This is a genomic window from Pseudomonas sp. AC463 (assembly GCF_979253585.1).
Genome location: NZ_CEEDDZ010000273.1, coordinates 1 through 347, shown reverse-complemented (window position 1 = coordinate 347; position 347 = coordinate 1). Strand labels below are relative to the sequence as shown.

Sequence of the window (347 nt, the reverse complement as noted above, 5' to 3'; positions counted from 1 at the left end):
ATGGACATCGGTCAGCGGCATCTGGAGCGGCTGCGCGACATGGGTTTGACCGGCGGGCTGCTGCCGAAGGTGATCGCCGCGTACAACGCCGGACCGAAGCCGGTCGGCGAGTGGAACACGCTGGTTCACGATGGCGGCGACCCGCTGATGTATATCGAGAGCATCCCCTATTGGGAGACGCGCGGGTACGTCACGACGGTGCTGCGCAATTACTGGATGTACGAGACGCAGAGCGGCAAGTCGGCGTCGACCAGCCGCGCCGCGCTGGCGCAAGGGATGTGGCCGCGCTTTCCGGGGATGAGCGGCGCGCTGGCGGTGCGGATGCCGACGCGCGGCAATAGCGGGGT

1 protein-coding gene is annotated in these 347 nt (G+C 67.4%); it reads left to right on the top strand.

The annotated features are described in order from the left end of the window. Window positions 1-347 (top strand): lysozyme family protein (locus tag AC0IYH_RS30110; protein ID WP_471837773.1); only part of this gene is annotated, 347 nt, incomplete at both ends.